The sequence below is a fragment of the Hyphomonas sp. NPDC076881 genome (genome assembly GCF_050269995.1).
Taxonomy (GTDB): domain Bacteria; phylum Pseudomonadota; class Alphaproteobacteria; order Caulobacterales; family Hyphomonadaceae; genus Hyphomonas.
Genome location: NZ_JBNNJJ010000005.1, coordinates 120007 through 141984, shown reverse-complemented (window position 1 = coordinate 141984; position 21978 = coordinate 120007). Strand labels below are relative to the sequence as shown.

Here is a 21978-nt window from a genome sequence, read left to right as displayed (position 1 = left end):
ATGTAACTCTGATGCAGGGGACAGTATAAGGTCCGGATTTCAGTGGGATTAATGTTAAATGATGTATCTGATGATCGCGGCGGGGCTTGTTCTGCTGTTCGTAGGCGGGGAGGCGCTGGTGCGCGGCTCGGTCAGCGTCGCGCGCAAACTCAACATTTCTGAACTCGTTATCGGTCTGACATTGGTGGGATTCGGCACATCGGTGCCTGAGCTCGTCACCAGCCTGCAGGCTGTGGGGCAGGGGGCGGTTGGCATCTCGGTCGGCAATGTGGTCGGTTCAAACATCGCCAACGTGTTGCTGGTGCTGGCGATTGCGGTGATCCTGTCGCCCATCATCGTGCACCCCAAGGCCATCATGCGCGACGGGCTGGTGATGGTGGCGGCGACGGCGATTCTGTGTGGCCTGCTGTGGTTTGACCAGTTCAACCGGGTTTCGGGTTTCATTCTGCTGGCCATTCTCATCAGCTATCTCGTCTTTTCCCTCGTGATGGATCAGAGACGTCAGGACGAAACGGCGGTGATGCACCGGGAAGAGGGTGAGGTAGTAGATGCCCAGTACGGCCTGATGCTGGGGATCATCATTGCGGTGGCGGGCCTCATCGGCGTGGTGGCAGGTGCCAACCTGCTGGTGGAGGGCTCGGTGACCCTCGCCCGGTCGATCGGCATCAGCGAGACAGTGATCGGCCTGACCATCGTGGCGATCGGCACCAGCCTGCCGGAGCTGGCAACCTCTGTGGTGGCCGCGTTCCGGAAGAAGGCGGATGTGGCGCTGGGGAACGTAATTGGGTCCAACATATTCAATATATTGGGTATTTTGGGTGTAACAGCGTTGGTTCAACCGTTCAGTGTCCGCGGGGATACCGGGGCTGCCGCGATGGCGGGGAGGGAGCCTGTCAGTATCATGAGTTCCATCGATGTCGGCGCGCTCGTCCTGTCTGTAGCACTCCTGTTCCTGTTTGCGCTGACCGGCCGGAAGCTGGCGCGCTGGGAGGGGGCAGTGTTGCTCCTGGGGTATGTCCTCTATATGGGCCTGACCTTTGACCTTATTCCTGTACCGGCGATCCTTCCCAATGGCTGACAACCCCATCTATCAGAAACTCGGCCAACTTGGCCAACACACTGCGCAACCCCAAAGCCCTGAAGAGGCGCAGCTGGAACGGGTGGAAAACCCTCATTCTGATACACTTTACCTTACCCGGTTTGTAGCGCCGGAATTTACGTCGCTCTGTCCGGTGACCGGGCAGCCGGACTTTGCGCATCTGGTGATCGACTATGCGCCGGGGCCATGGCTGGTCGAATCCAAAAGCCTGAAACTATATCTGACGAGCTTCCGGAACCATGGGGCGTTCCATGAGGAATGCACTGTTTCCATTGGGAAAAGGATCTTCGATTTCACCGAAGCAAAGTGGCTGCGGATCTCTGGATACTGGTATCCCAGAGGCGGGATACCGATCGATGTGTTCTGGCAGTCCGGTGACGTTCCCAAAGGGCTTTATGTGCCTGAAACCGGGGTCGCGTCCTATCGAGGGCGCGGCTGAGCCGCTCAAATCGCGGACAAATCCGGACACTTCCGGACAAATCCGGACATTTTCGGTCAGCCGGCGGGCTTTGCGGGCCAGGCTGTGACCAGTCCCGGCAGGTCCGGACGGATACGTTCCTGCGGGTGAGCGGTGGCGGTGCCGATATAGATGAAACCGGCAAGGCGCTCGGTTTCCTTCAGGCCGAGAAGGGCATCGACCTCCGGGCTGAACATGATCCATTCCGACAGCCAGACGCCGCCCCAGCCGCAGGCATTGGCCGCCAGCAGCAGGTTATAGCAGAGGGCGCCTGCCGAGAGTTCCTGTTCCCAGACGGGCGTTTTGCCATCGTCAACCGGTGAGGACACGACAGCCACCACCGTGGGGGCGCGAAGAGGAAGGCCGGCAGCTTCCAGAATGTCGCGTTCTTCAACCCCGGGCTTGCGGCCGGCAATATGAGCCAGTTCCTTTCCGAACTGCGCCCGCGCTTCACCCTGGAAAGTGATGAAGCGCCAAGGGGCCATCTTGCGGTGATCGGGCACGCGCACGGCGATGGTCAGCAGTTCCTCCAACTCGCTGGCGCTGGGGCCCGGCTCGCTGAGGAAGAGCTTGTTGGCGGATTTGCGCAGGGCAAGGAAGCTGCGCACGGCGTTCGCGGGCCTTGCGGCGAGAAGCGGCACGCCTGTCGGCGGGGGGGAGGGAAAAAGCTTGGTCACGCAGATGGCCTTAGCCTTCTGCGAGGCGTTCGCAAAGACTGATTCAGGCCAATGAATTGCTTGTCATGCAATTGAAGGCGGCGTATCAAGTTAATGTGAACACTGTTCACTAAATGAACAATTATCGAGGCGACCTCTTTGGATTCCGATACCCTCCCGGAAGAAAGCCCTGCAGAGCGCCGCCGCCAGCGGGTGCGCGCAGCGATTCTGGACGCGGCCGAGCGCGTTTTCTCCAAGGAGGGGGAATCGGGTCTCTCCATCCGCAGGCTGGCCGAGGAAATCGATTACTCGCCGGCGGCGATCTACAAGTATTTCGGCTCCAAGGAAGAACTGCTCGACGAGTTGAAGGAGTCCTTCTTCGAGCGGCTGATGTCCACTGTAGACCGGGCCGCCCTCACGAGCCTGCCTTTTGAGGCCCGCGTCCGGCAATGCTTTGCCAAATATGTCGAGACCGCGATTGCACGCCCCCACCATTATGCCGCTGCCTTTGCGTCGGCCGCTGACCCTGCCGCCAGCGTGAGCGGCACGGACTGTTGGGAGGATTTCGAGAAGAGCCACAAGGGTCAGGCATTCATGATCGTTGTTGGTCTGGTGCGCGAAGGGCAGGAGATCGGCGTCTTCGATACCTCCTTTGACCCCCACATCGCGGCCAAGTCTCTCTGGGCATCCATGCATGGTGTGGCGCTGCTGCTGATCCACCTGCCAGGCTTTCCCGGCCTTCTGCCGCCGCCGGATCGCGGGATCGATACTGCCCGGTTTGTCCAGTTTCATGCCGGGCTGCTGTTCCGCAGCCTGTGTGCTTCTCCAGTATCGCCAGTTTGTTCCGGGCACGCCGAATGACCACCGAAACCCCTTACGAGATGCCTCCCAGCGGCCGCCGCCCGACGCTGCTGAAGGCCTTGATGTTCATTGTGCTGATGGCTGCGCTCACGGCAGGCCTCTTGGCGGCGGCGTCCCTGCTGCGCAGCAAGGAAGGCCCGAAGATTGCGACAGTTGAGCCTCAGCCGCTGGCCGTCAGCGTGTTGCCGGTGGAATATCTCACCGAACTGGACATTGAGGAACTGTTCACCGGCATAGCCGAGGCGCGGCGCACCAGCCGGCTGGGATTTCAGGCCGGCGGCCGTATCGAGCGCATCGACGTGCGCGTGGGCGATACGGTGAAGGCGGGGCAGACGATTGCCCGTCTCGATACGCGCGGCCTGAGCGCGCAGCTGGCTTCAGCCCGCGCGGTGGTTGAGGAAGCGCGCGCCGCCCACCAACTGGCCCTCGATACTGCCGAGCGGCAGCGCCAGTTGCAGGCGCAGGGGCATGTGTCGGCCCAGCGCGTGGAAGAGTTCGTGGCGCAGGCCACCACGGCGATGGCGCGTGTGGATGCTGCCAGGGCGCAGGCAGAGACGCTCCGTGTGCAAATAGATTTGGCAAGCATCACAGCGCCATATGACGGCATGATCGTCTCCCGCTTTGCTGACGAAGGCGCCATAGCCGGGGCAGGGCAAGCCATTCTGGAGCTTGTGGAAGCAGGCGACCTGGAGGCACGCATCGGTGTTTCAGCGCGGATCGTTCCCGAACTGGTGCCTGGCAAAACCTATGCCCTGGAAGCGGAAATCGGCCCGGTGGAAGCCCCGCTGAGAAGTGTCACGGGCGTTGTGGATGCCTCTCAGCGCACGGTTGCGGCTGTGTTTGATGTGCCCGCCAGCAGCGGAGTTCCCGCAGGATCGCTGGTGCGCCTGAAGATGCAGCGCAAGCTGGGGGAGCGGGGGTTTTGGGTGCCGCTGAAGGCGCTTTCGAGCGCCAATCGGGGCATGTGGACGGTCTATGCCGTCGTGGGGGAGGGCGACGACTGGCGCGCTCAGCCAAGGCTGGTCGAGATGGTGTATCCTGCCGGGGAGCGCGCTTTTGTGCGCGGTCCGGTGGAGGCCGGGGACCGGATAATCGTAGACGGGCTTCAGCGCGTGACGCCGGGGGCACGGGTATTGCCGCGTGAGGTGCAGCGCGCCGAAACGGCGAATGGCGGCTGACGAAGCGGAGGGGTTGGGGTGAGTACGCTTTTCTTCCGCAATACGCGGCTGACGATCCTGACCATTCTGGTCATCCTGCTGGGCGGCCTTGGCGCGCTGTTCACGCTGGCGCGGCAGGAAGATCCGACACTGGTTGAGCGCTTCGGCACGATTGTCGTGTTCCTGCCGGGCGCCGACGCAGAGCGAATGGAAGCCCTGGTGGCACAGCCGCTTGAGGCGGCGCTGATGGAGCTGCCTGAGGTCAAACAGGTGGACACCATATCCCGCAACGGGGTGGTGCAGCTTGTTCTGGATATCCAGGAAGACCTTACCGAAACAGAGGTCGACAATGCCTGGTCGCTAATCCGGCAGAAGGCCGAACAGGCGCGCAGGTCATTCCCATCCGGAGCATCCGAGCCAGAAGTGACGCGGATGTATGTTGGGGCGGCGACCATGATCGTGTCGCTGACATGGACCGGGGAGGACGAGGCGCCCTTGCCGATCATGCGGCGCCTGGCGCTGGATCTTCAGGACCGGTTCCAGAGGCTGAACGCCACCGAACTGACGCAGACCTACGGAATGCCGGTTGAGGAAGTGCGCGTTGTGATGGACGCGCAGGCGCTATCGGCCGCTGGCCTGTCTTTCAGCCAGGCGGCGGGCGCGGTGCTGGCGGCGGATTCCAAGAACCCTGCCGGGCGCCTGCGAACCGAAGGCGGCACGATTGGCGTTGAGGTGCAGGGTGAGTTCACCAACATCTCCCGGATCGGTGAGGTGCCCGTGCTGCAGCGGCAGGATGGCAGTTCCCTGCGGCTCGCCGATGTGGCGCGCATCGAGAAAGGTCTGCAACAGCCTTCCACGCGCGCGGCTTATGAAAACGGGCACCGGTCTGTTCTTGTGGCGGCGTATATTTCGCCGGAACAGCGCGTCGATATTTGGTCTGAAAGTGCGCGCAGGGTCGTGTCGGATTTTTCAGTGAACATGCCGCCGGGCCTCTCGGCGGAAATCGTGTTCGATCAGAGTGTCTATACCCATGACCGGCTGAGCGGGCTGGCACAGAACCTGCTGATGTCGGCGCTGATCGTCTTTGCCGTGCTGTTCTTCCTGATGGGATGGCGATCGGCGATTGTGGTCGGCTTTGCGATGCCGCTCACGGTTGGGCTGGTGCTGATCCTGTTCAATGTGTTCGGGCATCCTCTGCATCAGATGTGGGTCACGGGTCTGGTGATTTCGCTCGGTCTGCTGATCGATAATGCCATCGTGATGGCGGATGACATCGATCAATGGCGGGCCAAGGGGTGTAGTCGGCTTGAGGCGGTGCAGCGGAGCCTGAAACAGCTTTTTGCGCCGCTGGCGGCGTCTACGCTGACGACGGTTCTGGCCTTTGCCCCGATTGCCATGTTGCCGGGCGCAGCGGGCGAGTTCATCGGTATGGTGGGGCTGTCGGTGATCTATGCGATCACGGCGTCTTTCTTCGTGTCGGTAACGATTGTTCCCGCGATGGCGGGCTGGTTTGACAGGACGCGGGGCTGGGAGCGGGGCGAGGCCCGCCGGCCGAGACGCTGGTGGCGCGACGGGGTGAGCTTCAATTTCCTGTCCGATGGATACCGCGCCACGATTGAGGCAGCGCTGCGTGTTCCGCCATTGGGGATATTCATTGGCGTGGCGCCGGCGGTGCTGGGGCTGGTGCTGACGAGCACCCTGCCGCAACAATTCTTTCCGCCTACGGAGCGGGATCAGTTTCAAGTGGTCCTGAACCTGCCCTATGAGGCCGACATTGCCGATGCCGAAGCGATTACCCGCCGGGCGACGGAATTCATCCTGGCCCGTGAGGGCGTCAAATCGGTGACATGGGTTCTGGGGGAGCCTTCGCCGCGGGTTTACTATAACGCCATCAATAATACCCAAGGGGTGGAGGGATTTGCCTCCGGCTGGGTGCAACTCGACAGCGCCGCGCGCACGCATGAGATCATCAGTGATATCCAGCAGCAGGTGCGGCAGGAGTTCCCGTCTGCGCGCTTCCTGACGCTGCCGTTCGAGCAGGGGCCGCCGGCCGATGCACCGATTGAGCTGATCCTGCGCGGCCCGGATATCGAGACACTGAACCGGCTGGGCAACGAGCTGCGCACACTTTTGAGCGAGACGCCGGGGGTGACGTATACGGTGGGATCTCTGCAGCTTGGCGCGCCGACGTTGCGGCTGAATGCCGACGAAGCGTCCGCGGCAATGGCGGGCTCGCGCCTGGCAGATCTGGCAACCAGTCTGAATACGGAGCTTGAGGGCATCCGGGCGGGATCCATTCTCGAGGGCACCGAGGAGCTGCCTGTCCGCATCATTGGTTCGGACAGCCGGCGGCAGTCCCTGTCTGATCTTCAGTCCAAGACCATCGGCGCGATGCCGGGCATGACGGGAACGCCGATTTCTGCGCTGGGCGCGATGGAACTGACGCCGAAAACCGGCACGATTTCGCGAAGGGACGGGCTGCGGATCAACCAGGTGCTGGCCTATCTTGAGCCGTATACGCTGCCGGCGCCAACGATGGCGGTATTCCAGGAACGGCTTGAGGCGAGCGGATTTGTGCTGCCGCCGGAATATGACATGCTGATCGGGGGTGAGGCGGAGAATTCCGGCGAGGCGATAGGCAATCTGGCGAGCGTGGGTATTCCGTTGATGCTGGTGATGGCGGGGGCGATCACGCTGGTGTTCAACTCGTTCCGGATGATGCTGCTGATCGTGACGGCAGGGGTTCTCTCGGTCTTCTATGCGTTTTTCGGGGTGTGGCTGTTCAATCTGCCGTTCGGCTTCAACGCCATCGTCGGCAGCCTTGGGCTTTTCGGGATTGCGATCAACAGCTCAATCGTTGTGCTGTCACTGTTGCAGGCGAATGAGGATGCGCTGGCGGATGATGTGATTGCGCAGCGGGAAGTGGTGGTGGATGCCACGCGGCATATCATTGCCACGACGCTGACCACGATGGCGGGTTTCGTGCCCATCCTGATGACGGGCGATACCTTCTGGCTGCCGCTGGCGGCGGGAATTGCGGGCGGGGTTGGCGGATCGGCGCTGATCGGGCTCTATTTCACTCCGGCCGTATTCCGCATCATGACGATGAAGCCTGTCCGGCGGATGCTGGGCTATCGCCCGCCGCCGCGTCAGCACCCGGCCGAATAGGCAAAAGGAATTGAAACATCGCTTTTGCGATGCCATTTCAACCCCCAACACGTTCGAAGAGAGGCAGCCAGAATGGAAAATCCCGATATCGGCGCGCCGCCCCCGGCCTGGAAAAGGCTGAGATTTGAGGCCCAGGCAGCGGCGGCAGAGGAGCCGACGCTGGCGAGTTACCTCAATGCAGCCATCCTCTCGCACGACACGCTGGGACAAGCTCTTTCCTTCCATCTCGCCGAAAAGCTCTCCGGGCCCGGCATGGGGCCGCAGCAGGTCCGGCATATCCTGGCGGCGGTTTATGACAGCGCGCCGTCGCTGATCACGTATGCGGAAGCCGACATGCAGGCGGTAATCGAGCGCGACCCGGCCGCGCGGGGAATGTTGCAGCCTTTCCTGTTCTTCAAGGGTTTCCTGGCGTTGCAAACCCACCGGATCGCGCATGAACTGTGGCGGCAGGGCCGGGAAACGCTGGCGTTTCACTTCCAGAGCCGCGCATCTGAGCTGTTTGGCGTGGACATTCACCCGGCGGCCCGCATCGGACGCGCCGTAATGCTCGACCATGCATCGGGGATCACCATCGGTGAGACGGCGATTGTGGGCGAAGGTTGCTCGCTGCTGCATGGGGTGACCCTGGGCGGCACCGGCAAGGAAGTGGGCGACCGGCACCCGAAAATCGGACGCGGTGTTCTCTTGTCTGTCGGCGCCAAGATCCTGGGCAACATCACCATTGGGGACGAAGCGAAAGTCGCCGCCGGCAGTGTGGTGCTGAAGGATGTTCCGGCACGTTGCACCGTGGCGGGCGTTCCCGCAAAGGTCGTGTCCGGGCCTACTTGCTGCCAACCGGCGCAGAGCATGGATCAGGCGATTCCCGAGACCTCCGCCGATTAAGCCTCACAGGGCGTTGCAGCCCATACATTGCACTGGAAGCGAAACTGACTAGGTTGCGCGCCAGCAAGTTCAGACAAAACAAGGAGTGCCGCCATGGAGCGCGAAGAAACATTGCGTCTTGAGGCATATCTCAAGGAAAAGCTTCACCCCGGCCTGCGCCTTGTGGCGCGCGACAAGGCAGCCGATTCGATGGAAGTCTATCTCGGTGCCGAATTCATCGCGGTCGTCTACAAGGATGAAGACGAGGGTGAAACATCCTACCAGTTCATGATGACGGTCCTCAAAGAGGACATCATGGGCGGCTGAGGCCGCCTGGCATCAGCTATCCCGGTGCGCCGCGCGCGCCAGCCTGTCATTGATCGCTTCGCCGAGTCCTTCTTCCGGAATGGGCGCTACGGCGATGCGGTCAAACCTCATGTCCAGAGCCCGCAGCATGGCGAACAGCTTGGTTGCCGCTTCGGCGAGGTCTCCCTCGGGGGAAAGGTTGAGGCCCTCGCGCGCGCCCGGCCCGAAGCCCAGATAGCCTTCGCCCGGTTCCGGCGCGTCTGCGTTGAGGCGAAGGCGCGCTTTGGGTGCATAATGCGATTTCAGCATGCCGGGGGCAGATATGCCCGTCCCGCTCGCCCGGATCAGCGGCTTGCCGATAAAGGCTTCCAGCTTGTCTGCCGGAACAGCGCCGGACCGCAGCAGCGTCACGGCGTCCCCCTGTACGGCAATGATGGTCGACTCGATGCCGACATCGCAGGGACCGCCATCGAGGATGAGGTCAATACGATCAGCAAGATCAGCGGCGACATGATCGGCCCGCGTAGGACTGACATGGCCTGAGCGATTGGCGGATGGGGCGACGACGGGCCGGTCAAACTCTTTGATCAAGGCATTGGCTGCCATATGCGATGGGCAACGCAGGCCCACCGTCTGCAATCCGGAGCGCGCCAGATCGCAGACGGTTCCACCTGGAATGACAGGCAACACGAGCGTCAGCGGGCCGGGCCAGAACTCCTGGGCGAGCCTTGCCGCAAGCGGCGAGAAGGCCGCCTCGCGCATCGCCATCGGCAGCCCGGACACATGCGCAATCAACGGATTGAAGCGCGGGCGCCCCTTGGCCTCGTAAAGCCGCACGACCGCTTCCGGGTTCGAGGCATCAGCTGCAAGGCCGTAAACCGTTTCCGTCGGCATGGCGACAAGCCCGCCATCGCTGAGGATTTCCACCGCCAAAGCGAGTGTTTCAGGCAGAACGGGGACGATGGGCGCGGACATGCCGTCCCGCTTAGCACTGCAGCCGGCGGGGTCAATGAGCGGCTGGCTGTCAGTCAGTGCGGGTTGCCTGACCGCTGACCGTGACGGTGATTTCATCGGACACCCAGCTGCCGCTGGCGTCGGACACCTGGCCGAGGTCAAGCGCCTTGCGGGAGAAGACGGCCTGGCCATCCAGTGTTGCCTGGCCGCCATTGATGACCAGCTGGAAATTCAGCGGCACGCTGGTTTCCTTGCCTTTGAGCGTCATGGTGGCGGTGGCGGTATAAGTGTCTTCGCCGGTTTTCTCGAAACCAGAGAGGGCGACCACTGCCTGCGGATAGGCGCCGGTATTGAACCATTCGCCTTCGCGCAGGGTGGAATCATAGAGCTTTGTGCCCGTCGTCACGCTGCCGGTCTCGACCGCGACATTCACAGATGAAGCGGCAAGATCATCGGGATAGAAGCTGACATCTGCGGACCAGTTCTGGAATTTTCCGCCAAACGGCTTGCGATCATAGACGCCGGAGAAGCCGATTTCGGAGGCGGCATAGTCGACCGACCAGTTGCCGGCTGCTTCGATAGTGGCGCCAGTCCGGTCCGTGTGGAGGCCGGAGCCATTTGCCCCGAGGAGAGGAACAGCCGCGATCAGCGCGAAGAGGACAAGGCTGCTGCCAAAGGCGATCATGGCGCCGCGCGCTGGCGGGGAGGGCGGCGAGGTCTTGCCGAAGAGGCCGGGGATCATCCGCTTGAGGACGCCTTCTTCTCCGCCAAACTCATGTTTCACGGCGCCGGCCACATGCAGGCCCAGCAGCACGATGATGACCCAGGCGCCCTTGGAGTGAACATTCTCGACGATGCCATGCAGCAGCTCGTTGCCCTGGCGCAGGCCGGAAGTGAAGGGCAGGTGGGGCCAGTCCACCGCCCCGAAGAGAACGGTTGAAATCTGGAAGGGGGAGATGGAAACGAGCAGCCAGCCGGCGAGCGGAATGATGACCATGAGGGCATAGAACGCCACATGCACGGCGCTCGACAGCTTCTGTTCCCATGATTTCAGCGTTGCCGGCTCTGGCGGCGGCGGGTTGAGCAGCCGCCAAGCAATCCTGGCGACCGTCAGAAAAAGAAGCGTAATCCCCACCGACTTGTGCAGCTGATAGCGGACCTCGTTGTCATCCATGTTCCAGCCAAGCCAGATCATGAAGAGGATGAGGAGCGCCATGGCCCAGTGAAGGGCGATGGCAACCGACGTATAGCGCGCAGCCGGTGAGGACGATGTCATTTGGGCTTACTCTGCCGGAGCCGGTTCTGCAGGTGCAACCACTTGCTGGAACTCGGTTTCGATCAGCACTTCCACTTCATCACCGATGTTCGGCGCATAGGTGGCGTTACCGAAATCCGACCGCTTCAGAACCGCTTTGGCCGAGAAACCGATCTTGTCGGCTTCCGGTGCCCAGGGGAAGTTTGCCTTGCCGTTATAGGTCACATCGAGGGTGACCGGCTTGGTCACTCCCAGGAAGGTCAGGTCGCCGGTCACCTTGCCGGTGCTGGCCGTTTCCTGCGTGATCGACGTGCTGGTGAAGGTGATCTGCGGGAACGCATCGCCGTTCAGCCAGTTGGCATTGCGGGCAAGGTCTTCGTTCCAGCTGGCGTAAGGGCTGTCAGCGTGGCTGGCTTTATAGTCTGCCGGATAGTCCGTTTCGACCGACAGAGGGTCGATGGTGACAGTGATGCTGTTGGCAGCCGGGTCTTCCGGATTGAACTGCAGGGTGGCGTCCACCGTCTTGAAGCGGCCGGTGTATTTGGACAGGCCGAAATGGTTTACGCGCCAGGTGACGGAAGTGTGCGTCGGGTCGATGGCATAAGTGCCTGCGGCGCCGTATTCGACAGCGGCGGCGGGCGCAGCGGTCTCAGCAGCAGGGGCAGTTGCCGGTTCGGTGGCAGCCGGGGCCGTCGGGGTGGTTTCAGAACAGGCCGCCAGCATAAGCGCGCTGGCGGAGATGAGCAGAAGTCGCATGGAATCAGTCCCTCCAATTGCCGTATGGGAACACACTAACTAATGCACACATCTACAGTGTGAACCTCAACTTTAACATCCGCGCCGCATATCATTTATTCAGAAACACGAAGGGATCGACATGGCTTACGATGCTCCGGTCAGCGATATTGAGTTTGCCTTGACCGCTTTTGCGCGGATCGAGCGGCTGCAGGGCCTGCCCGGTCATGAGGCGTATGATCCCGATCTGGTGCGCCCGATCCTGGAGGAAGCGGCCAAGCTGGCGCGCGATGTGCTGGCACCGCTGAACCCGGTGGGAGACGCCCATGGCGCTGTGTTGACCGCTGACGGCGTGGTTGCGCCGCCGGGATTTGGCGACGCTTACAAGGCCTTCGTGGAAGGCGGTTGGATGGGGCTGGCGGCGCCTGAAGAGTGGGGCGGCCAGGGCTTGCCCAAGGCGCTGGCGCTCGGCGTGATGGAGATGTTCCACGGGGCAAATATGGCATTCGGCCTTTGCCCGATGCTCAGCTTCGGGGCGATTGAGGCCCTGCTGGCACATGGCACGGATGCGCAGCGCGCCGCTTATCTGCCCAAACTCGTCTCCGGCGAATGGACGGGCACGATGAACCTGACCGAGCCGCAGGCAGGCAGCGATGTCGGCGCGCTCAAAACCAAAGCCGAGCCCCTTGAAGATGGCAGCTATTCGATCACCGGCCAGAAGATCTTCATCACCTGGGGCGACCACGACATGGCTGAGAACATCATCCATCTCGTGCTGGCGCGGTTGCCCGATGCGCCCGCCGGGTCGAAGGGCATCTCGCTGTTCATCGTGCCGAAATTCATTCTCGATGCGGAGGGCAATCCCGGCGAGCGCAATGGCGCGCGCTGCATAGGCCTCGAGAAGAAGATGGGCATTCACGGCAGCCCGACCTGCGTGATGGAATATTCTGCGGCCAAAGGCTGGCTGATTGGCGAGGCCAATCGCGGGCTGGCCTGCATGTTCACGATGATGAACTCGGCGCGCCTGAACGTCGGGCTGGAAGGCGTGGCGGTGGGTGAGGCGGCCTTCCAGACGGCCTTTGCCTATGCGCAGGAACGCAAGCAGGGAGCCGCCGCTGGCGTGACCGGCGCGGCGCCGATCCTGCACCATGCCGATGTGCGCCGTACGCTGACGACAATGCGGGCGAAAGTCGCTGCGGCGCGGGCGATCTGTTACGCCTGCGGGGTCGCGGCTGATCTGGCGCATAGTTCTCCGGATGCAGATTTGCGGGCGGCGGCGAAGATGCGCGAAGACCTGCTGACCCCTATCGCCAAGGCCTGGAGCACGGATGTCGGCGTCGAGGTGGCAAGCCTCGGCGTGCAGGTGCATGGCGGCATGGGCTTCATGAACGAGACGCTGGCGGCGCAGCTGTACCGCGACGCCCGGATTGCGCCGATCTATGAGGGCACCAACGGCATTCAGGCGATCGATCTTGTCGGCCGGAAACTGTCTGGCACGAAGGGGGCATCAATGCAGGCGATGCTGGCCGAGGTCGAGGAAACCGTGCGCGAGGCGCGCGCAACGAATGATCCGCAACTTGTGCAGATTGCGGACCGGCTGAAGGCGGCGTCCGCTGCATTGTCCGAGGCGAGCGACTGGATGGTGAAGACGCTGGCGGATGAACCGGAAAAAGGCCTGGCGGGCGCAACCGAATATCTGGCGCTGGCGGGCGATGTGATCGGCGGGCATTTCCTGGCCTTGGGCGCAATTGCAGCGCGGGCCGGTCAGGACATGGATCAGCGGGCACGGCAGTTGGCGCTGGCGGGGTTCTTTGCTGAGACCGCGCTGGCCTCTGCGCCGGGGCGCGTTCCCGCGATCACAGAAGGGGGCGCGCGGTTCCTGGAAGGCAGCAAGGCGCTGTTCGGGGTCTAGGCGTGCCTGCCTGCGGGGCTGTTGTTGATGCTTCGAGCGGAGCCCCGTAAGAGGGGCGCTGACCCTTTGGGAGCAAACCGGCAGATGGCCTGGACGAAGACCTATACCGGCGAAGAGCCGGTGCGCATCAACAAATGGTTGGCGCAGGAAGGCGTGTGTTCGCGCCGGGAAGCCGATGCGCTGATCGAAAAAGGCCTTATCCAACTGGACGGTAAGCCGGTCACGGTGGCCGGTGAGCGCGTCACCAAGGGGCAGACGCTGACCTTGACGGACGCTGCCTCCCGGCGGCTGGACAATCAGCTGTCGGTGATCCTGAACAAGCCGGTGGGATATGTTTCCGGGACTCCCGAGCCGGGTGAAATTCCGGCGATCCGGCTGGTGACGGCGGAAAACCTGTCAGGCAATGCGCACGCTATCCCGCAGCGTTCGAACAAGATGGCGCCGCTCGGACGGCTCGACAAGGATTCGCACGGCCTGCTGATTCTATCGGAGGATGGCGTGCTCGCCAAGGCGATCATTGGTCCCTTGAGCGACATGGACAAGGAATACGTTGTCCGGGTGAGGGGCGATATTACCCCGGCGAAGGTGGCGCTGCTGCGGCATGGGCTCGAACTGGACGGGCGCAAGCTGCGCCCGGCGGAGGTTCAGCAGGAGCGGAACAACACGCTGCGCTTCGTCCTGAAGGAAGGGCGCAACCGCCAGATCCGCCGGATGTGCGAGCTGGTAGAGCTCAGAGTGCTGGATTTGCAGAGGATCCGGGTTGGTCCCATCCTGCTGGCCGGGCTGCCGGAGGGCAAATGGCGGCCACTGGGCGCAAAGGAGCGGGCTGCCCTGCTGGCGGCTGGCGCAGGGGAAGAGGTGCGTGCGCGCCCACCCCGCCGGGAGGATCGCCCGCGCGCCAGCGACGGCCCAGAGCGCGACAGATCCGGGCCAGGCCGGGACAGTGCGCGGACAAGTTCGGACAGAAGCGGACAATTCCGGACAAAGCCCGGACAGGGCCCGGCGGATAAGCCCCGGTCCGGACCAAGAGCTGACCGTGACGGCGCAAGACCCGAACGCAAAGGCCCGAGACCCGACCGGAATGGACCCAGACCGGAGCGCGCCGGCCCCATATCCGAGCGCGCGGGTTCGAACCCAGACCGTATGGGCGCAAAGCCGCCGCGCCCCGGTGGCAAGCCTGCCCGGCCAGGCGCCAAGCCGGCAGCGGCAGCACCCAAGGCGGACGGCAACCGGCCTTCGGCCCTCAAGGGCGACAAGTTCAAGCGGACGAAGCTGGCGCCGCGCGACCGCAAGCCGATCAAGTGATCCTTCCCCCGCGTGACGGCTCGACGGGGGAGCCGGTCGCCGTATCGTGGCTCCATGGATGGATTTCTCTCTGAACCGACCCAGTACAAGGGTCTGACTTTCCCGCTGGGGACGCGCGCGCCTGAGCCTGGTGAAGCCATTACGCTGGCGCCCGGCGTTGAGTGGACGCGGATGCCGCTGCCTTTCTCGCTGAAGTTCATCAATGTGTGGATCATTGATGATGGCGATGGTTGGACGATTGTGGATACCGGTATGCCGCTGCCCGACACCAAGGATGCCTGGCGCAAACTGCTGGGCGAGCGGGTGACGGCGGACAAACCGCTGAAACGGGTGATCATCACCCACATGCACCCAGACCATATCGGGGCGGCGGGCTGGCTCTGCTACAAATATGATGCCGAACTGTGGATCAGCCGGCTGGAATACACGACCTGCCGGATGCTGGTGGCCGATACCGGCCGCGACGCGCCGAAGGCGGGGATCGATTTCTATATCCGCGCCGGCTGGCCACAGAAGGCTATCGACAACTACGTTTCGCGCTTCGGCGGGTTCGGGCGGGGCGTCAGCCAGATGCCGGATTCGTTCCGGCGGCTTGAAGATGGCGATTCGGTTCGCATGGCCGGGCAGGACTGGCGCGTGATTACCGGCAATGGCCATTCGCCCGAGCATGTTTGCCTGTTCAGCGCAGCGCTGAACGTGGCGATTACTGGCGACCAGTTGCTGCCGCGGATTTCATCCAACGTTTCGGTTCATCCGACCGAACCGGCGGCCAATCCGCTGGATGACTGGATCAAGAGCTGTGAGAAACTGCTGCGGGAGCTGCCCGAGGATTGCTTCGTCCTGCCGGCACACAATGAGCCGTTTACAGGCGCGCATATCCGGCTGCGCAACCTGATTGCGGGGCATGACACCTCTCTGACGCGCCTGCGGCAAAAGCTGGAGAAGGGGCCTGTGAAGGTGCCGGAAACCTTCGTCACCCTGTTCGGACGGGCGATCAAAGACGATGAAATGGGCAATGCCACGGGCGAGGCGCTGGCGCACCTCAATTACCTGATGCATCGCGGAGAGGTGAAAACCCGGCCCGATACGGATGGCGCACTGCTCTACAGCCTCGCCTGAAGCGCTGTTTCGTCTCACATTGAATAGCAGTGGCGGGGGGCATTTCGCCTTCGCAAGGGGGCGGCTTATCGTTTAAGACTTCCCGGCCTGCGCGAGAGCGGTGCCTGCTATGGGGTTTGAATGACTGAGGAAAACAGCGTGGCCGCCGAGGCGCCGGCAGCAGAGACAGGCCTCTGGGCAAAGATCAAGCAGGAGTTGCGCGAATGGGGCGCAACGCTTGCCATTGTGGCGCCGGCCTTCCTGCTGTTCACCGGGCTGCTTTACGAACAGCGCGTCATCCCCTCTGAAAGCATGGTGCCGACCCTGGAAGTGGGCGACCGCGTGGCAGTGGCCAAATTCGCCTTTGGCTATGGCCGGTATTCGCTGCCCCTGAGCATCGGGCGCTATCTGCCGCTGGGCGGGGGGCGCTTTTTCCCCGGTACGCCGGAGCGCGGGGATGTGGTGGTGTTCGAGCATACCCATTCTGACCGGGTGATGATCAAGCGAGTGGTGGGCCTGCCGGGCGACACGGTTCAGATGATCAATGAAGAGCTGGTGATCAATGGCCAGCCCGTGGACGCCGAATTCGTGCGCACGGTGCGCTATATTCCCGACCGGACCGATGTGATCGACACCGCTTATGAGTGGCGCGAGACCATCGGGGATAAGACCTGGCTGACCCATCGCGGCCTGCGCGGGCATGCCGTGGATGACACGGTGCTGTTCGTGGTGCCCGAGGGCCACATGTTCCTGGTGGGAGACAACCGTAACAATTCCTATGACAGCCGCGAGCTTTCCGGCCATTGCCCGCCGGTCAATGGCGTGGTGGACCGGGCAGGTTGCCCGCTGCGCGTGCCGGCAGATGACGCCTCCATCGGCTTTGTGCCGCTGGATCATCTGATCGGACGCGCGGATACGGTGCTGATGACCTTCCACCGTTGCAAGTTGCAGGACGATGAGCCCTGCCGCAAACGTGTCTGGAAGGGGCTTTGACCCGGAAATCCGTATCTTGCCCGCTGCCGCCAACCCCGCTAGTCCGGGTTTAAACGGGGGCGCGGGGCCTCTGCGGCAATACGGATAACTGGCGATGCCCAACACGACATCGACAAAGCAACGCCGTGGGCCGATCATTATATCGCGCCATGGCCGCCCCGCGCTGGACCGCAATCTGGGACCGCGCCTGCATTGGCAGGACTATATCGACTGGTGGGCCAAGTACGAAATAGGGCCCCTGGCGGAGGGGCAGGAGGCGCCCAAGGAATTGAGGGACATGGTTGCCGATGCGGACATCGTGTTTGCATCCGCCCGCCTGCGCGCGCAGCAGACGGCCGATAGCGCCGCGCCGCACCTGACGGCGATCTATGATCCGGTGTTCAATGAAGCGCCGCTGCCGCCGCCAAAATTGCATGGCTTCCGCGCCCTGCCGAAGACCTGGAATGTGCTGGCCCGGACGGTCTGGTTAACCGGCCATTCACTGGACGGCGAATCGGTGGGTGACGCGCGCGCGCGCGCAAAGGCGGCAGCTTTGAAGCTGCATGAGGCCGCAGCCGACGCGAAGGTCTATCTCGCCGCACACGGATGGTTCAACCGGATGTTGAGACCCGAGCTGCGTCAGCTGGGCTGGGTCTGCGCGCGGGATGGCGGGGACAGCTATTGGAGCTACCGTGTCTATGAATACCGTGGACAGTGACACGATAACGGTTGTCGCGCCTGACAGCGGGCTCTAGACAGGCTGGAACATATTTTCAGGACAGGCGCGCCATGTCGGATGTCAAATCCAAACCCGTGGACAAGATGAGCTTCGAAGAAGCGTTGGCCGAGCTGGAGGGCATTGTCCGGCAGCTTGAAGCCGGGGAAGTCGAGCTGGAAAAATCGATCGCGATCTATGAGCGCGGCGCCGCCCTGAAAGCGCATTGCGAGGCGCGGCTGAAATCGGCCGAGCTGAAGGTGGAGCAGATTGTTCAGGGCGCCGGCGGTCCGACGACCGAACCGGCCGCCTTCGATTAGGTCCGCCGTCATGGGGCCGGACCGGGGCGAAGTGACAGACTTTGAACAGCGCCTGACGGAAGTTGCCGACAAGGTGACCGTGGCGCTGGATCAGCTGATCCCTCCGGCCAGCGGACCGGAAGCCAATCTGATGCGCGCCATGCGTCATGCCGCGCTGGCGAATGGCAAGCGGATGCGGCCTTTCTTCGTGCTGGAAACGGGCGCCATGTTCGGGGCCTCGGAGAAGAGTCTTCTGCGGACAGCGGCGGCGCTGGAATGCGTGCACTGCTATTCGCTGGTGCATGACGATCTGCCCTGCATGGACGATGATGACTTCCGGCGCGGGCAGCCCACCGTCCATAAGGCCTTTGACGAGGCAACTGCCGTGCTGGCGGGGGACGCGCTGCTGACGCTGGCGTTCAAGATACTGGCTTCCAGCGAGACGCATGAAGACCCGGCGGTGCGCGTGCTGCTGATCGAGCGGCTGGCGGACGCAGCCGGGGCACGCGGCATGGTGGGCGGCCAGATGATCGACATGCTGGAGGAGGCAAGCCCGCGCGATCTCAACACCATTACCCGCATGCAGCGGCTGAAGACCGGAGCGCTGATTTCCTATGCGCTGGAGGCCGGGGCGATCATTGGTCACGCCCGGGAGGCCGAACGCAATGCCCTGGCAGGCTTTGCTAATGATCTGGGGCTGGCGTATCAGATTGCCGATGACATCCTGGATGCAGAGGGGGATGAAAGCATCGTGGGCAAGGCACTTTCAAAGGACAAGGACGCCGGGAAGGCGAATTTCGTCACCCTTCTGGGGGTGGATGGCGCCCGGCAGAGGGTGCGGCTGCTCGCCGCGCAGGCGAAGGAACATTTGGCAATTTTCCGTGACAAGGCCCACATCCTGCTGCATTCCGTTGATTATGTGCTGAACAGACCCCGGTAGAACGGGCACGCGACGACAAGAAAAGCACGCAGATATGACCGAGACACGCCCGAACCGCCTTCTGGACGCCATTGATGCGCCGTCCGACCTTAAAGGCCGCAGCCGCGCCGATCTGAAACAGATCGCCGAGGAAGTGCGTCATGAGGTGATCGATGTCGTGTCGGTGACCGGGGGCCACCTCGGCTCCGGCCTCGGCGTAGTGGAGCTCACCGTTGCGATCCATGCGGTGTTCGATGCGCCGGCCGACAAGCTGATCTGGGATGTCGGCCACCAGTGCTATCCCCACAAGATCCTGACCGAGCGAAAGGACCGGATGCGGACCTTGCGCCAGGCGGGGGGGCTCTCGGGTTTCACCAAGCGCGCGGAGAGCGAATACGATCCGTTCGGCGCGGCCCATGCTTCAACCTCGATCTCGGCAGGTCTGGGCTTTGCCAAGGCGCGCGATCTGCAGGGCAAGGACAATCACGTCATCTGCGTGATCGGTGACGGCTCGATGTCGGCCGGTATGGCGTATGAAGCGATGAACAATGCCGGGGCTGACCGTTCCCGGATGATCGTTATCCTCAACGACAACGACATGTCGATTGCGCCCCCCGTAGGCGCGATGAGCCATTATTTCTCGCGGCTGGTTTCCTCACGGCCTTATCGGGGCCTGCGCCGGATTGCCAAGAAGGTGATCCAGCCGATGGGGTTGGAGTCCCCGGCGCGGCGCGCCGAAGAATATCTTCGCGGCTTCGCGATGGGCGGCACGCTCTTCGAGGAGATGGGGTTCTACTATATCGGCCCGGTGGACGGGCATGATCTCGACACGCTGCTGGACCTGCTCGAGAACATCAAGGCGATGCAGGACGGTCCGATCCTGCTGCATGTGGTGACGCAGAAGGGCAAGGGTTATGCGCCTGCCGAGAACTCTGCCGACAAGTATCACGGCGTTTCGAAATTCTCCGTGGTCACCGGCGAGCAGACCAAGGGCGCTGCCGGGCCGCCAGCCTATCAGAAGGTGTTCGGCCAGACGCTGGCGAAACTGGGCGAGACCGACGACAAGATCTGCGCCATCACTGCCGCGATGCCATCTGGTACGAGTACGGATATTTTTGAGAAGAAGTTCCCCGAGCGGCATTTCGATGTCGGTATTGCCGAGCAGCATGCCGTGACATTTGCCGCCGGGCTTGCCGCCGATGGCATGAAGCCGTTCTGCGCGATCTATTCCACCTTCCTTCAGCGCGGCTATGACCAGGTGGTGCATGATGTGGCGATCCAGCAATTGCCGGTTCGCTTTGCCATCGACCGGGCAGGGCTGGTGGGCGCTGACGGCGCAACGCATGCGGGCAGCTTCGATATCGGCTATCTCGGCGCGCTGCCGGGCATGGTTTGCATGGCGCCCTCGGATGAGGCGGAACTGGCGCGGATGGTGCTGACTTCGCTTCAGATCGATGACCGGCCCAGCGCCTTCCGCTACCCGCGGGGCGAGGGGGTTGGTGTGGCGATCCCCGACATTCTCAAACCGCTGGAAATCGGCAAGGGCAGAGTTGTGCGGGAAGGGACAGCGATTGCGATCCTTTCCTACGGCACCCGCCTGCAGGAAGCGCTGAAAGCCGCTGACATGCTGGCCGCGCAGGGCTTGAGCGCCACGGTCGCCGACGCCCGCTTTGCCAAACCGCTCGACAATGAGCTGATCGAACGCCTTGCGAAGGAGCATGAAGTGCTCATCACGCTGGAAGAAGGCGCGCGCGGAGGCTTTGGCAGTTTCGTGCTGGAGCATCTGGCCAATTGCGGGGCTTTGGATTCCGGCCTGAAGGTGCGTGTTCTGACGCTGCCTGACATCTTCCAGGATCAGGACACGCCGGCGGCGATGTACGATCAGGCCGGCCTGACGGCGCGCCATATTGCGGCGCGCGCCATCGAGGCACTTGGCCGGGGTGACCTGTCAGCAATTGAGCGGCTCGCCTCTGCCTGAGGCTTTGCCACACTAACATCACACTTCTGCCCTGTGCCGCTTCATTACGGCAGGTTATGGAGAGTGCGCGAACCTCATGATTCCGCCTGCAAGAAGGAAGTTTGATATGATCCGTCTCAGCCTTGCCGCCGCCGCTTCGGCCCTCGTTCTCGCCGCGTGCGCGACGCAGGCGCCCCCCAGCGACGGCCCTGCGCCTGCAGTGGTTGTACCCTCTCAGTATGAGCTGGGCCTGAGCACTGCGGCTGAATTGCAGACTGCCGGCAACGTGCCGGCTGCTATTCAGCGCCTGATGCAACTGGCCGGCGATCCTGATCTGACCTCTGAACAGAAAGCAGACGTTCTCTACGAACTGGGCGTGTTGAGCATGAGCCCGACCGGATATGACATGCCAGGCGCTGTCGGCTATTTCGACGAAGTGATTGCCAACCATCCGAACACGGATGCTGCCCGCCGCGCCAAGGCCAAGCTGCCGGAGGCCCGCGCGCAGATGGACGCGCTGAATGCTGTTCTGGCCTCTGCTGATGCAACCCATACGGAGCGTTTCAACGCGCTGATGAAACTGGGCCGGCACCTCGATGCCATTGATCTGATGACGCAGTATGACATCCAGCCGGACAATGAAGTGAAGCTGGCAATGTATCAGATCGGCTATTTGTGCGACGAATCTGGCCTGACCGGGCAGACCTACACGGTGGCTGACCGCGACGGCACGACCCGCAGGCTGCGCTTTTGCGACTACGGCAAGTAAGGCGTAGACTGTCTCCCGAACCGTGGGGGACAGAATGGAACACAAGGAATTCCGCCAGAGAATTTCCGCCTTCGAGAAGGGCGAGGTTCTCTGGCGTGCCTGTCCGGACCGGCTGGAAAGGCATGGCGCCGATGGCGCGCTTCAACTGACAATACCCTATAATCGTGTGCGGCGGGTTCGCATCGCCGGGGCGCCCAGCCGGGGGCAGCCAGCTCGCCTGCTGATGAAGCTGACCGGGGAGCGGTCCCGCCTCACGGTTTCCAACAAGCTTTATATCGGATTTGCAAATTTCGAGGATCGGGAGGAGGGAGTTCAACCCGGATACCGACCTCGACGAAATGGTGGCCATCGGCTGACGGGGCAGAACTCACCCGAACCTGAGGGTTCTGCGGCGGCAGAAGAAAAATCATGCCATCAAAAGCCGGATTTGGGCGGGCTATCACACAAAAATGACGCCATGTCGCATGTGAGCCTCTTCTATATCCGCCGCCCGCGTGGTTGTCTGGCGCCAGCATAGAAACAA

General features: G+C 62.6%; 21 protein-coding genes. 17 read left to right on the top strand and 4 right to left on the bottom strand.

All coding sequences use genetic code 11. The features are described from left to right. Positions 1-58 precede the first annotated feature (58 nt). Together ACQKI2_RS07415 and queF are read left to right on the top strand one after the other, a co-directional pair. Positions 59-1078: a calcium/sodium antiporter gene (locus ACQKI2_RS07415; protein ID WP_427379057.1), complete on the top strand. Its 1020-nt coding sequence runs from the start codon at positions 59-61 to the stop codon at positions 1076-1078. Beyond that, a complete protein-coding gene (gene queF / locus ACQKI2_RS07410) occupies positions 1071-1538 on the top strand; it encodes a preQ(1) synthase (RefSeq protein ID WP_427379056.1) in 468 nt (155 codons plus the stop codon). Before ACQKI2_RS07415 ends, queF begins: the two co-directional genes overlap by 8 nt. A gap of 56 nt (positions 1539-1594) precedes the next feature. Here the strand turns inward: queF and ACQKI2_RS07405 are convergent, their stop codons facing one another. Then, positions 1595-2233 carry a nitroreductase family protein gene (locus ACQKI2_RS07405; protein WP_427379055.1) on the bottom strand — a complete coding sequence of 213 codons (639 nt, stop codon included), beginning with the start codon at positions 2231-2233 and terminating at the stop codon, positions 1595-1597. A gap of 138 nt (positions 2234-2371) precedes the next feature. On the opposite strand from ACQKI2_RS07405, the gene ACQKI2_RS07400 reads away from it, so the two are divergent. From ACQKI2_RS07400 to ACQKI2_RS07380, 5 genes are all read left to right on the top strand, one after another. Next, entirely contained in the window at positions 2372-3073 is a 702-nt protein-coding gene (locus ACQKI2_RS07400) for a TetR/AcrR family transcriptional regulator (protein WP_427379054.1), read from the top strand. Beyond that, entirely contained in the window at positions 3070-4251 is a 1182-nt protein-coding gene (locus tag ACQKI2_RS07395; RefSeq protein ID WP_427379053.1) for an efflux RND transporter periplasmic adaptor subunit, read from the top strand. The genes ACQKI2_RS07400 and ACQKI2_RS07395 overlap by 4 nt, the downstream gene beginning before the upstream one ends. Positions 4252-4269: 18 nt before the next feature. Then, positions 4270-7398 (top strand): efflux RND transporter permease subunit, encoded by a 3129-nt coding sequence (locus ACQKI2_RS07390; RefSeq protein WP_427379052.1) that lies wholly within the window; start codon positions 4270-4272, stop codon positions 7396-7398. A gap of 72 nt (positions 7399-7470) precedes the next feature. After that, positions 7471-8280, top strand: a complete 810-nt coding sequence (gene cysE, locus ACQKI2_RS07385) for a serine O-acetyltransferase (protein WP_427379051.1) — start codon at positions 7471-7473, stop codon at positions 8278-8280. 93 nt (positions 8281-8373) lie between these two features. Next, positions 8374-8586, top strand: a complete 213-nt coding sequence (locus ACQKI2_RS07380) for a DUF3126 family protein (protein ID WP_035596157.1) — start codon at positions 8374-8376, stop codon at positions 8584-8586. Positions 8587-8598: 12 nt separating this feature from the next. Here the strand turns inward: ACQKI2_RS07380 and ACQKI2_RS07375 are convergent, their stop codons facing one another. From ACQKI2_RS07375 to ACQKI2_RS07365, 3 genes are read right to left on the bottom strand one after another with little or no spacing between them, the layout of a single operon-like run. Next, positions 8599-9540: an L-threonylcarbamoyladenylate synthase gene (locus tag ACQKI2_RS07375; RefSeq protein WP_427379050.1), complete on the bottom strand. Its 942-nt coding sequence runs from the start codon at positions 9538-9540 to the stop codon at positions 8599-8601. Positions 9541-9589: 49 nt separating this feature from the next. Then, complete coding sequence (locus ACQKI2_RS07370; RefSeq protein WP_427379049.1) at positions 9590-10795, bottom strand: cytochrome b/b6 domain-containing protein; 1206 nt, start codon at positions 10793-10795, stop codon at positions 9590-9592. A 6-nt stretch (positions 10796-10801) separates the two neighbouring features. Further along, on the bottom strand, positions 10802-11530 hold the full coding sequence (locus ACQKI2_RS07365) for a YceI family protein (protein WP_427379048.1): 729 nt from the start codon (positions 11528-11530) through the stop codon (positions 10802-10804). A gap of 121 nt (positions 11531-11651) precedes the next feature. On the opposite strand from ACQKI2_RS07365, the gene ACQKI2_RS07360 reads away from it, so the two are divergent. From ACQKI2_RS07360 to ACQKI2_RS07315, 10 genes are all read left to right on the top strand, one after another. Then, positions 11652-13421 (top strand): acyl-CoA dehydrogenase, encoded by a 1770-nt coding sequence (locus ACQKI2_RS07360; protein WP_427379047.1) that lies wholly within the window; start codon positions 11652-11654, stop codon positions 13419-13421. Between the two features lie 84 nt (positions 13422-13505). Further along, entirely contained in the window at positions 13506-14726 is a 1221-nt protein-coding gene (locus ACQKI2_RS07355; RefSeq protein WP_427379046.1) for a pseudouridine synthase, read from the top strand. Between the two features lie 54 nt (positions 14727-14780). After that, complete coding sequence (locus tag ACQKI2_RS07350; protein ID WP_427379045.1) at positions 14781-15845, top strand: MBL fold metallo-hydrolase; 1065 nt, start codon at positions 14781-14783, stop codon at positions 15843-15845. Between the two features lie 120 nt (positions 15846-15965). Next, a complete protein-coding gene (gene lepB, locus ACQKI2_RS07345; RefSeq protein ID WP_427379044.1) occupies positions 15966-16817 on the top strand; it encodes a signal peptidase I in 852 nt (283 codons plus the stop codon). A 94-nt stretch (positions 16818-16911) separates the two neighbouring features. Further along, positions 16912-17514, top strand: a complete 603-nt coding sequence (locus ACQKI2_RS07340) for a histidine phosphatase family protein (RefSeq protein WP_427379043.1) — start codon at positions 16912-16914, stop codon at positions 17512-17514. A gap of 71 nt (positions 17515-17585) precedes the next feature. Next, on the top strand, positions 17586-17831 hold the full coding sequence (locus ACQKI2_RS07335; protein ID WP_035596185.1) for an exodeoxyribonuclease VII small subunit: 246 nt from the start codon (positions 17586-17588) through the stop codon (positions 17829-17831). A 31-nt stretch (positions 17832-17862) separates the two neighbouring features. Beyond that, complete coding sequence (locus ACQKI2_RS07330; protein ID WP_427379042.1) at positions 17863-18750, top strand: polyprenyl synthetase family protein; 888 nt, start codon at positions 17863-17865, stop codon at positions 18748-18750. A gap of 34 nt (positions 18751-18784) precedes the next feature. Continuing rightward, positions 18785-20707, top strand: a complete 1923-nt coding sequence (dxs, locus tag ACQKI2_RS07325; RefSeq protein ID WP_427379041.1) for a 1-deoxy-D-xylulose-5-phosphate synthase — start codon at positions 18785-18787, stop codon at positions 20705-20707. Positions 20708-20813: 106 nt separating this feature from the next. Beyond that, a complete protein-coding gene (locus ACQKI2_RS07320; protein WP_427379040.1) occupies positions 20814-21455 on the top strand; it encodes a hypothetical protein in 642 nt (213 codons plus the stop codon). Positions 21456-21489: 34 nt separating this feature from the next. Continuing rightward, positions 21490-21972: a hypothetical protein gene (locus tag ACQKI2_RS07315; protein ID WP_427379039.1), complete on the top strand. Its 483-nt coding sequence runs from the start codon at positions 21490-21492 to the stop codon at positions 21970-21972. Positions 21973-21978: the final 6 nt, after the last annotated feature.